At 69.6% G+C, this 11,293-nt stretch carries 9 protein-coding genes; all 9 read right to left on the bottom strand.

What is annotated here, in order from left to right:
- Positions 1-27: 27 nt before the first annotated feature.
- From E0H73_RS27120 to E0H73_RS27080, 9 genes are read right to left on the bottom strand one after another with little or no spacing between them, the layout of a single operon-like run.
- Complete coding sequence (locus tag E0H73_RS27120) at positions 28-1,224, bottom strand: glycosyltransferase (protein WP_131361412.1); 1,197 nt, start codon at positions 1,222-1,224, stop codon at positions 28-30.
- A 1-nt stretch (position 1,225) separates the two neighbouring features.
- Positions 1,226-3,829 (bottom strand): glycosyltransferase family 4 protein, encoded by a 2,604-nt coding sequence (locus E0H73_RS27115; RefSeq protein ID WP_131361411.1) that lies wholly within the window; start codon positions 3,827-3,829, stop codon positions 1,226-1,228.
- Entirely contained in the window at positions 3,826-5,127 is a 1,302-nt protein-coding gene (locus tag E0H73_RS27110) for a nucleotide sugar dehydrogenase (protein ID WP_131361410.1), read from the bottom strand. The genes E0H73_RS27115 and E0H73_RS27110 overlap by 4 nt, the downstream gene beginning before the upstream one ends.
- A gap of 25 nt (positions 5,128-5,152) precedes the next feature.
- Complete coding sequence (locus tag E0H73_RS27105) at positions 5,153-6,343, bottom strand: acyltransferase family protein (RefSeq protein WP_165555835.1); 1,191 nt, start codon at positions 6,341-6,343, stop codon at positions 5,153-5,155.
- 4 nt (positions 6,344-6,347) lie between these two features.
- Entirely contained in the window at positions 6,348-7,400 is a 1,053-nt protein-coding gene (wecB, locus tag E0H73_RS27100; protein ID WP_131361408.1) for a non-hydrolyzing UDP-N-acetylglucosamine 2-epimerase, read from the bottom strand.
- The gene (locus E0H73_RS27095) at positions 7,397-8,404 is read right to left on the bottom strand and encodes a Gfo/Idh/MocA family protein (RefSeq protein ID WP_131361407.1); all 1,008 of its coding nucleotides are present in this window, start codon (positions 8,402-8,404) and stop codon (positions 7,397-7,399) included. The genes wecB and E0H73_RS27095 overlap by 4 nt, the downstream gene beginning before the upstream one ends.
- Before the next feature lies 1 nt (position 8,405).
- Positions 8,406-9,497: a DegT/DnrJ/EryC1/StrS family aminotransferase gene (locus tag E0H73_RS27090; protein ID WP_131361406.1), complete on the bottom strand. Its 1,092-nt coding sequence runs from the start codon at positions 9,495-9,497 to the stop codon at positions 8,406-8,408.
- Positions 9,494-10,105, bottom strand: a complete 612-nt coding sequence (locus tag E0H73_RS27085) for an acyltransferase (protein WP_131361405.1) — start codon at positions 10,103-10,105, stop codon at positions 9,494-9,496. The genes E0H73_RS27090 and E0H73_RS27085 overlap by 4 nt, the downstream gene beginning before the upstream one ends.
- Positions 10,102-11,289 carry a hypothetical protein gene (locus E0H73_RS27080; protein WP_131361404.1) on the bottom strand — a complete coding sequence of 396 codons (1,188 nt, stop codon included), beginning with the start codon at positions 11,287-11,289 and terminating at the stop codon, positions 10,102-10,104. The genes E0H73_RS27085 and E0H73_RS27080 overlap by 4 nt, the downstream gene beginning before the upstream one ends.
- Positions 11,290-11,293 lie beyond the last annotated feature (4 nt).

Here is an 11,293-nt window from a genome sequence, read left to right as displayed (position 1 = left end):
AGCCTGCGGCGAAAGTCCGCTAGCCGGCTAGCTCGCAGCGGACGGCGGCTGGTTCGCCGCAGGCGGCTGGTTCGCGAGCTCGGCGTACGCGGACACCAAGGTTGCTGAATCTGTTTCCCAGTTGAGGTCCGCGGCTGCTGTGCGGACTCCGTCGGCGTACGTCGCGTAGTTCTCGATCAGGGCGCGGACGGCGGTGGTGAGGGACGCTGGGTTGCCGGGCTCGTAGAGGGTGCCGAGCTTGTGAGCGGTGACCACGGCGCGCATCTCGGGGAGGTCGGCGGCCACCACAGGTACGCCGGCCCGGACCGCATGGAAGAGCTTGTTCGGCAGAGCAAGACGGTGGTTCTCGCAGGTGTTCGTGAGCGTGACCAGCGAGATGCCGTACGACCGGAGCGTGTCGTCGACCTCGTCGATCGAGCGTTCCGCCACGGTCTCCACCGGCCCGAGATCCAAGCGGTAGTTGGGATCCACCGACCCCATCAGCACCGTCCGGAACGGCGCCAACTGACGCGCGGCCGCCACCACGGTCGGCAGATCACGGCCCGCACCGATCCGACCGGCGTACAGCAGGCCCTCCGGCGCGTCCAAAGCCGCCGGTACGTCGTCCGCGCGCGGGAACGTGTTCCGTACGACGCGGACGTCGCTCAACCCACGTTCGCGCAACCGTGCCGCGATCCCGTCCGACACGGTGATGACGAAGGACGCCTTACCAGCAAGGGAAACCTCGAACTTCCGCCCGCGCGCCCGCCACATCGGCGTCGGCCGCCCCGGCAGCGCGCGGTCGAACCACAGCTCATGCGTGTCGTACACCAGCTTCGCAGACCACTGACCGGCGTACTCGGCCGCGAGCTCCAGCGTGTTGAAGTCGTGCGCGTGCACGACCTCGAACGGACCCGCCGCGGCCACTCGCGGGGCCGCGGCGGTACGCCATTGCTTCTCGGTCCGATTGCGGTGCTCCGGCAGCAGCAACCACCGCCCGAACCGCTGGACCAGGACCTTCGGCCCGTTCCGGCCGTGGCCGACCGCGAGGCCGCCGTTGCCGGCCCGCAGTCCGGCCGAGCGGGAGACCGACTCGACCGTGACGCCCGGCGCGACCATGAAGCCGTCCGGGACGTCCCGCCCGATGATGTGGATCGTGTGCCCCGCGCCGGCCAGCGCGGTCGCCTCCCGCAGGATGCGCGAGTCCCCGGCGATCGGGGACTGCGCGATCATCAGAACCCGCATGTCACCTCTCGCCGGTGATGAAGGGCCGCAGCACCTCGACCGACCTGCGGCCGTCGTGCAACTCGCGGACGTACTCCGGCGCGGCGTCGGCGACCTTGCGGGCCGGGTCGCGCTCGGCGACCAGCCGCTCGATCACCTCGGACAGGTCGTCCGGGTTGGCCTCCACGATCGGCAGTCCGGTCGGCAGCAGGTCGCGAACCGGGTCCGCCACATGCCCGACGGTGACCCGCCCGGCCGCCATCGACTCGCAGGCGAAGACGCCGTACGACCCGAGCAGCAGCTGGTCGACCACGATGTCCGCGCTGCGCACCATCTCGGCGAGCTCGGAGTGCGGCAGACCCTGGACCCGCTGGTACTTGATCAGCCCCCGCGCATCCAGATCGGTGAGCACCGGGTCGACGTACGCCGATCCCTTCAGCGCACTGGCCGACGGCGCGTGCAGCACCACCGGCACCTCCCGGTCCAGCACCGGCTGGGTCGACGCGAACTTGTCGACGTCGACGGCCAGCGGCAGCCAGATGCTGTTGTCGACGAACTCCAGCAGATCCGGAGTGGTGACGTACACCGGACCCTCGTAGACATCCAGCTGGGTCCGCAGCAGGTCGTTCGCCGACTGCAGCCGCTGGCTCAGCTCGTCGTCCGGGTCGCGGAACGGCGAGTACTGGTACTTCGCCCGGTGCAGCGACGGATCGCGGATCTCCGACCCGTGGAAGATCAGGCCGTGCTTGATGCCGGCCTGCTCCAGGATCGGGATGTCGATGTTGAACATCTGCCCGCGCTGCTGCCCGAACATCGGCCGACCGGCCTCGAGCAGCACGTGGGTGACCTCACGCAGCACGTACGCCGTGAGCTCCAGCTGCCAGCGCAGGTCGGACCGGTACTGCCGGTACGAACCGGTGCGATGCACCCGGAAGTCGAACGCGCCACTGCCCGTGGTGAGCGACTCGGCGACGAGCCCCGGCACCTCACGCTCGAGCGCGGTCGCCCACAGCCAGGCCTGTCCGGCACTGTTGACCGGACCGATCAGCAGACGCTTCTGCTTCTTCTCGACCCGGCCACCGGGCTGGACCCGCTCGAGCGTGCGGCCGACCAGCTCGCCGTACAGGCCGCGGAGCTTGTCGGCCTGCCCGGCCCAGGAGACCTCCTGCTGGTAGCCCGAGTCCGCCACCTTCTCGCGGTAGCTGTCCAGGTCACCAAGCACCATCCGCACCTTCGACGCCAGGTCGTGCGCGTCGGCCGCGACGAACACCTCGCCGATCCGGGTCCGGTCGACGAACTCCTTCATGCTCGGCATGTCGCTGACCACCACCGGCAGGCCGGCAAAGGCGTACTCGAACAGCTTGTTCGGCAGCGCCATCTCGTGGCTCGGGTACCGCAGGATCGGAATCAGGCCAACGTCCGCGGTGCGCAGGAACGCGACCACCTCTTCCGGCTCGACCGGATCGAGGCAGTGCAACCGGTCGTCGACACCGAGGTCAGCGGCTTGGGTCTGCAACTCCTTGACCGCGTCGGTCGCGACACCGGGCACGCACACGACGGCCAGGTGCACCTCCGGCAGGTCCACCAGGGCCTGGACGGCGGTCTCGATCCCACGGGCCCGGGTGACACCGCCGCTGTAGACCAGCAGCGGCACCTCCGACGCCAGACCGATCCGGCTGCGGATGTCGGACACCTCGACCGACACGTCCGCCGGGTTCGGCGTGTTCATGATCACCGTCGGCTCGCGGTCGAGGTGGTGATCCTTCTGCAGCGTGCGCGCGATCGCCGGGCTGACCGTGACCACCCGGTCCACGGCGTTGATGTACTCCGCCTCGTGGTTCGCCCAGGCCGCGATCGAGCGACGGGTCCGGGCGCCGTACTGCGACAGCCCGGCCACGTACTCGTGCGCGTCGTAGACGACCTTCAGGTCCTTGCCGCGCAGCTTCGCCCGGCCGGCGGCGCGAGTGGCGACGCCGATCACGTGCATGTCGTGCGCGTGCACCACATCGGGCTCGAGCCGGTCGATCAGGTCACCGAACGCGAGCTCCAGGTCCAGCGCCTCGGGGTGCAGCTTGCGCCACGGTGCCGGCCAGGGCATCCGGTGGATCACGCCGTCGTACGCGCGCCAGCCGAACCTGAACGGCACGTCGACCTTGTTCCCGACGCCCTTGCGGGCCCAGGTCGCCTTCCGCGCCGCCTGCCACCGCGCGCGACGCAGCAGCCGGCCGCCGACGCCGAGCTTGTACTTGATCGGATTGCCCTTGCCCGCCTTGGCCGCGGCGATGGCATGCCCGGAGTCCGCCTTGAGCTCCTGCAGTCCGGCGTCGATCCGCTCGCCGCGAGCGACGTACGTGCCCCGGTACCGGTAGCCGGACAACGGCGGCCGCCAGTCCCGGCGGGCCTTCCGGCTGCGCTTGCGTTCCTCGCGCAGCGTGAACGGAACCGCCACCCGGACGATCAGCGCGCCGTCGAGCATCTCCCTCGACGGCAGGCCGCTGGCCGAGACGCCGAGCACAGTCACCTCTGCTCCGGTCTCGGCCAGCGCTGCGGCCTCCTTGCGGACCCGGCTGTCGTTGGTGACGTCGTTGGCGACGATCATCACGACCCGCAGGTCGGCATGCGTCACTGGCTGACCGACCTTCCGATCACAATCCGGCGCACGCCCGCCCACCGGGCCGGGTCGGTGCGGTCACGACCGTCGACGAGCACCTTGACGCCCGGCAGCTCGGCCGGGCTCAGCTGCGCGTACTCCGGGTGGTCGGCTTGCAGCACCGCCGCGTCCACCGGCGTGCCCAGCGCGTACGGCGTGAAGCCGAGCTTCTGCAGCTCTTCGTCGGTGTACATCGGGTCGTGTACGGAAACCTCCGCGCCGCGGGACTTCAGCGCCTCCACGGCCGGGAAGACCCCGGAGAACGCCGTCTCCTTCACGCCGCCACGGTACGCCGCGCCGAGCACGACGACCTTGGCTCCGGTCAGGTCGCCGTACGCGCCCTCGAGCAGGCCGACGGTGTATTCCGGCATACCGAGGTTCGCCTCGCGGGCGGCCCGGACCACGGTGGCCTCCGGGTCGGTCCACAGGTACAGCCGCGGGTACACCGGGATGCAGTGGCCGCCGACCGCGATACCGGGCCGGTGGATGTGGCTGTAGGGCTGCGAGTTCGACGCCTCGATCACCTGGTGGACGTCGATGCCGTTCTCGCCGGCGAACCGGGCGAACTGGTTCGCCAGGCCGATGTTGACGTCGCGGTACGTGGTCTCGGCCAGCTTCGCCAGCTCGGCCGCCTCGGCCGAGCCCAGGTCCCAGACGCCGTTGCCGCGCGTCAGGTCCGGACGGTCGTCGAAGTCCAGCACGGCCTCGTAGAACGCGGTGGCGCGCTTGGCGCCCTCCTCGGACAGGCCGCCGACCAGCTTCGGGTACTTGCGCAGGTCCGCGAAGACGCGGCCGGTCAGCACCCGCTCCGGCGAGAACACCAGGTGGAAGTCCTGGCCCTCGGTGAGACCGGAGATCTCCTCGATCATCGGCTTCCACCGGTTGCGGGTGGTGCCGACCGGCAGGGTGGTCTCGTAGCTGACCAGGGTGCCGGGGCTGAGTTGCTCCGCCAGCGACCGGGTCGCGTTCTCCATCCAGCCGAACTCGGGCTCGCCCGTCTCCTCGTTGACGAACAGCGGCACGACCACGACGACGGCGTCGCTGCCGGGGATGGCGTCGGCGTAGTCCGTCGTCGCCCGCAGGCGGCCGTCGGCCACGGTCTCGGCCAGCAGCTCGGCCAGGTGGGCCTCACCCGGGAACGGCTCTTGGCCGGCGTTGACCAGCTCGACGAACTTCTCGTTGATGTCGACACCGACGACCTGATGACCCTTGGCCGCGAACTGGACCGCCAACGGCAGTCCGATCTTGCCTAAGGCAACAACACTGACACGCACAGGAACTCCACTAGGTAGTGATTCTTCATCGGGGGCCTCGTAGCTTCCGCTCCAGCGGGTGCTCGACGAACTTGTACATCAGCCACGAGGCGAGGATCGAGACGGCGCAGACACCGGCGTACCAGATCAGGTTGGACCAGCCGACGTGGCCGACCGGACCGTGGATCTCCAGGATCGCGTACAGGATGGTGGCGTGGATCAAGTAGAAGGAGTAGGACCACTGGCCGAGCGCGACCAGCGGCTTGCTGCGGAGCCAGGACCTGCCGCCACGGGTGTCGCGGATCGCGGCGGCGAAGATCAGGAAGCCGTACAGCAGGGTGAGGATCTCCTTCTGGGTCAGGCCGATGGTGATGCCGAAGGGGACCTTGGCCGGGTGCTCGCCGGAGTAGTACAAGGTGAACAGGCCGAACCCGACGACCAGGAACCCGAACCAGACCGGGATCCGCGGCCGCCACCCGGACCGCAGCGTGATCGCCAGCCCGATGCCGAACAGGAACGACACCGAGTGCAGCACGGGTTGCGGGAAGACCGGGACGACATCAGGGAAATGGAACAGCGACAGCCGGTACGCACCGGAGATCGCGAGGGTGGCCACGCAGAAGATCAGGCCGCCGGTCGTCTTCAACTTGGCCGTGGCGCGCTGGACGAACGGGTGGTACGCGTAGAAGAACGCCTCCACCGACAGCGTCCAGGACGCCGGGTTGCCGCCGTACAGGATGGTCGGGTCGTTGGTCCAGCCGTGCAGCAGCAGCACCGACAGCAGCAGCACGGTGAGCGAGATCGGCTTGATCCAGGGCATGTCGGCCGGCGGATCGATCCGGTAGAACACGAAGAAGGCCGCGATCAGCGCGACCATGTGGGCCGGCCAGATCCGGGCGAACCGGCGTCGGTAGAAGGTGCGGATCTTCGTCCCCGGCTGGGCCGACCAGGTCAGCACGAAACCGGACAGCACGAAGAAGAACGTCACCCCCGACGTACCCCACTTGAGGAAGTCGAGGATCGGCAGCGGCGCCAGGTTGGACATGTGGTGGCAGAACACGAAGAAGGCCGCCCACCACCGCAGGCCGGTCAGCGACTCCACCCTGGGCAGTCGCTTGGGTGGCGCCTCCGGACCGGAGGTGCCTGGTCCAGCCGTGACGTCGGCAACGGCCGACGCCGGGGACGTGGTCCCCGGCGCTGGCAGTTGGCTCTGGTCTTCCTCGGCGGCCTTCGTCATGTGTCTACTCCGCGAGAGCGGAAACGACCCGGCCTGCGGCGTGGCCGTCTCCGTAGGGCATGGGGCGGTTTGATGCCGGCACCGGCCGCGCGGCCAGTCCGGGCAACTTGCCCACATCGGAGGTCAGGACGTTCCAGCCGTCGTCCAGGGTCTCCACCCACTCGGTCTCGGTGCGCAACGTGGTGCACACCCGGCCGAGCAGGAACGCCTCCTTCTGGAGACCACCGGAGTCGGTCACCACACCGGCCGAGCCGAGCACGGCCGCGACCATCTCCGGGTAGGCCAGCGGCTCCCGGACGTGCAGCGAACCGTCCGGACGGTCGAGCTTGATGCCGTACTCCGCGCAGCGCGCGACCAGCCGCGGATGCGCTAGCAGCAGCACCGGCGCGCCGGCGGCCGCGAGACCGTCGATGATCGCGGCCAGCCGCGCCGGGTCGTCGGTGTTCTCGGCCCGGTGGATGGTCGAGACGACGTACTCGCCGCGCTGGAACGGCAGGTCCAGCGGCTTGTCCTGGACCGCGTCGCGGACCCGGAAGCACACGTCCGTCATCACGTCGCCGACCAGCCGCGCCTTGTCCGTCAGCCCCTCGTTGGCCAGGTGGTCCATCGCCACCTGGGTCGGGGCCAGCAGGATGTCGGCCGCGTGATCGGTCAGGACGCGGTTGTGCTCCTCCGGCATCCGCCGGTTGAACGACCGCAGGCCGGCCTCCAGGTGCGCCACCGGCAGGTGCATCTTCACCGCCGACAACGTCCCGGCCAGCGTCGAGTTCGTGTCGCCGTACACGAGAACCCAGTCCGGCTGGTGCTCGTCCAGTACGGCGTCCATCGCGGCCAGCATCGCGCCGGTCTGGACACCGTGACTGCCGGACCCGACGCCCAGGTGGACGTCCGGGTCCGGGATGCGCAGGTCGGCGAAGAACACGTCGGACATGTTCTTGTCGTAGTGCTGCCCGGTGTGCACGATCACATGCTGGTGCTCGGTGGCGGCGAATGCCTCCGCCACCGGCGCCAGCTTGACGAACTGTGGTCGTGCCCCGACGACACTCAGGACCTTCATGACTGCGCGGGCTCCAGGGCGACCCTGATGGTGCGGTCCTCGGCGGCCGACTGGATCACGGCCTCGGCGACGACGACAGTCTGCAGACCCTGCGCCAGCGTGACGATGTCGGCCTCCTTGCCCAGCACCGCGTCCCGGAACGCCTCGTGCTCCGTGCGCAGCGGCTCGGGCTTGCTGATCGCGTAGCGGATCATGTCGCCCTCGCTGACACCGCGGAAGTGCGCGACGTCGTCCCACGCGGTGGCGACCGTGCCGTTGGCGTGGAAGGACAGGTCGGCCAGCAGCGTGTCGGCGATGAACGCGCCCTTCTCACCGGTGACGACGGTGAGCCGCTCCTTCATCGGGGACAGCCAGTTGACCAGGTGGCTGGTCACGGTGCCGTCGGCAAGCTTGCCGGTCACCGCGATCAGGTCCTCGTACTGCCGGCCGGACTTGTGCGCGCTCTGGGCGGACACCGTGACGAACGGCGACTGCGTCACCCAGGCGGTCAGGTCGATGTCGTGGGTGGCCAGGTCGAGCACCACGCCGACGTCGGCGATCCGGGCCGGGAACGGGCCCTGGCGGCGGGTGGTGATCTGGTAGATGTCGCCCAGCTCGCCGGCCTCCAGCCGCACCCGCAGCGCCTGCAGCGCCGGGTTGTACCGCTCGATGTGACCGACCGCGCCGATCACGCCGGCCGCCTCGAACGCCTTGGCGATCTCGGTCGCCTCGGCCGCGGATCCGGCCAGCGGCTTCTCGATCATCGCGTGGACGCCGGCCTCGGCCAGCGCCTTCGCGATCTCCGAGTGGTACTGCGTCGGGACCGCGACCATGCAGTAGTCGATGCCCTCGGCGATCAACTGCTCGATGGTCTCGTACACCGGGCGACCGCCGGCCACGCCGAACTTGTCACCACCCGGGTCGGCGACGGCGACCAGGTCGACGCCCTCGAGGGAGGCCAGCACGCGGGCGTGGTGACGCCCCATCATGCCCAGGCCGATCAGTCCGGCTCGCAGGTTCGCCATCTCACGCACCAGCCTTCGCCACGGTGTTCACCGCGGAAACGATCCGGTTCAGGTCTTCCTCGGACAGCGAGGGGTGGACCGGCAGCGAGAGCACCTGCGCCGCGGCCTTCTCGGTCTCCGGCAGGTCCAGCTCGCGCTTGAACGAGGGGAGCCGGTGGTTCGGGATCGGGTAGTAGACGCCGCAGCCGACGCCGTACTCGGTGCGCAGCGCGTTCGCGAAGCCGTCGCGGTCCTCAGTGACCCGGATCGTGTACTGGTGGTACACGTGCGTCGCCTCGGCGGCCACGGCCGGTACGGCGACACCCTGCAGGTTCGCGTCCAGGAACGCCGCGTTCTCCTGCCGCTGCTTGGTCCAGCCGCCGACCTTGGTCAGCTGCACGCGGCCGATCGCGGCGTGCAGGTCGGTCATCCGGTTGTTCAGGCCGACGACCTCGTTCTCGTACTGCTTGAGCATGCCCTGGTTGCGGAAGAGCCGCATCCGGCGCTCGAGGTCGGCGTTCGCGACCGAGTTCATACCGCCCTCACCGGACGTCATGTTCTTGGTCGGGTACAGGCTGAACATCGCGAACTCGCCGAAGGTGCCGACCGGCGCGTCGTCCCAGGTCGCGCCGTGCGCCTGCGCGGCGTCCTCGTAGATCTGGATGCCGTGCTTGTCCGCGATCGCCTGCAGGGCGGTCATGTTCGCCGGGTGGCCGAACAGGTGCACCGGCATGACGGCCTTCGTCTTCTCGGTGATCGCGGCCTCGACCGCAGCCGGGTCCAGGCAGAAGTACGTCGGCTCGATGTCGGCGAACACCGGGGTGGCGCCGGTCAGCGCGACGCTGTTCGCGGTCGCGGCGAAGGTGAAGGACGGGACGATGACCTCGTCACCCGGTCCGACGCCCGCGGCCAGCAGGCCGAGGTGGAGACCCGACGTGCCCGAGTTCGTCGCGACGCAGGCTCGGCCGGAGACGAGCGCTGTGCCGAACTCCTGCTCGAACGCCGCCACCTCGGGGCCCTGGGCCAGCATGCCGGACTGCATGACCCGGTCGACTGCCTCGCGCTCCTCCTTCCCGATGATCGGCTTCGCGGCCGGAATCGGCTGCACCATCAGTTCTCCTCCATGTCTTCACCGGCCGGCCGCAGCCGTCCGTCGGTTTCGATGTACGTCTCGCCCGTGTTCGGGCACTTCCACTCGCCGTTCCCGACGTCGAGCAGCGGAACCCCGGCCTTGCCGACCCACTTGATCCGGCGGGCCGGAACCCCGGCGACCAGCGCGAAGTCTGGCACGTCCTTCGTTACCACCGCACCCGCGGCGACCGTGGCCCAGCGGCCGATGGTGACCGGCGCCACGCAGACGCTGCGCGCACCGAGTGAGCAGCCTTCCTTCATCGTGACGCCGACCGGTTCCCAGTCGTGCCCGCTCTTCAGCGAGCCGTCCGGGTTCACCGCGCGCGGGAAGTAGTCGTTGGTCAGCACCACGGCCGGACCGATGAACACGCCGTCCTCGAGCGAGGCCGGTTCGTAGACCAGGGCGTTGTTCTGGATCTTGCAGTTCTTGCCCATCCGAACCCCGGTCCCGACGTAGGCACCGCGGCCGACGATGCAGTTCTCGCCCAGCACCGCGTTCTCGCGGATCTGGGCCAGGTGCCAGATCGACGAACCGTCGCCGATCACGGCGCTGTCGTCGACATCGGCGGTGGGCGCGATGCGGGACGTCACAGGGTCTCCTTCGAAGTGAGCCAGGTGGTGAGAGCAGCGGCTGAGCGGCTTCCGTCGTGCAACTCCGCCACGTAGCCAGGGCCGGCGCCTGCACGCTCGGCGGCGGCGGCACGATCGGCGATCAGGCCCGTGACGACGTCACCCAGGGTGTCTGGATCCGCCTCCACGATCGGCACCTCTCGCCCGGTCAGACTACGCATCCGGTGGCGCACGGCGTCACCGACGTACGACACCACGATCCGCCCGGCAGCCAGTGCTTCGGCGGCGGCCACGCCGTACAGGCCGATGCGAAGTTGGTCGACAACGATGTCGGCGTCACCGATGACGCTCGGCATCCGGTCGTGCGGTACGCCGGTGATGCGCCGGTACTCGATCGCGCCGGACTCGTGCAGCCGGGTCAGGACGGCGTCGATCTGCTCGGTGCCCTTGAGTTTCGCGTTCGACGGGACGTGCGCGACGACGGGCCGTTCGCCGGTGAACAGCGGGCGGGCCGCCTGCTGCCAGCGCGAGGCGTCGATCGCCACCGGCAACCATTGCGCGTCCGGTACGTCGTCCAGCAGGTCGACCGTGGACACGAACACCGGCAGGCCGAGGCTCTCGACCAGCTCGGCGTGCCGGCAGGCCTGCGTCTCCAGGCGCTCGGTCAGCTCGTCACCGGCGACGAACGGCGACCAGCGCTCGCGCTTCGCGTGCCGGCTGGGCAGGCGGATGTCGGAACCGTGGAAGAGCAGGGAAACGTTGATGCCGGCATCGACCATGGTGGCGATGTCGGGCGACGCGTCCGGGAAGCCGCGGGCACCGAAGATCGGGCGCAGCGACTCCACCATCACATGCGTGTACGAACCGGCGATGTGCTGCTCCTGGGCCCGCTGCCAACGTGGCTGGCCGAACCAGGCGAGCGGTACGCCGTAGTCGTGGACGAACTGGAACTGTGCCTTGCGCTGCAGGGTGAACGAGACGGCGCTGACCCCGGGGATCGTCTGGGCGGCTTGGGTCCAGGCGTGCCCCTGACCGGCGGAGTTGGTCGGTCCGACCAGCATCCGCACGGGGGTCGTGGCCACCGGCGGGAACGCCGGCAGTTGCGCGAACGAGTACCGCACACCACGCAGGCGCCGCCGGACCGCTCCAGCGGTCCGGGCCAGTGGCGCCGGCAGGTGCTCGCGGATCGAACGCGTCACCGTCATCGTG

This window comes from Kribbella pittospori, from assembly GCF_004331465.1.
Classification (GTDB): Bacteria; Actinomycetota; Actinomycetes; order Propionibacteriales; family Kribbellaceae; genus Kribbella; species Kribbella pittospori.
The sequence above is the reverse complement of the archived record's forward strand: the minus strand, read 5'-3'. Positions and strand labels throughout refer to the sequence as shown.

Excerpts from the sequence above, each read along its gene's own strand:
- E0H73_RS27120 (WP_131361412.1), bottom strand. The coding sequence starts at position 1,224 with ATGCGGGTTCTGATGATCGCGCAGTCCCCGATCGCCGGGGACTCGCGC.
- E0H73_RS27105 (WP_165555835.1), bottom strand. The coding sequence starts at position 6,343 with ATGACGAAGGCCGCCGAGGAAGACCAGAGCCAACTGCCAGCGCCGGGG.
- wecB (WP_131361408.1), bottom strand. The coding sequence starts at position 7,400 with ATGAAGGTCCTGAGTGTCGTCGGGGCACGACCACAGTTCGTCAAGCTG.
- E0H73_RS27095 (WP_131361407.1), bottom strand. The coding sequence starts at position 8,404 with ATGGCGAACCTGCGAGCCGGACTGATCGGCCTGGGCATGATGGGGCGT.
- E0H73_RS27080 (WP_131361404.1), bottom strand. The coding sequence starts at position 11,289 with ATGACGGTGACGCGTTCGATCCGCGAGCACCTGCCGGCGCCACTGGCC.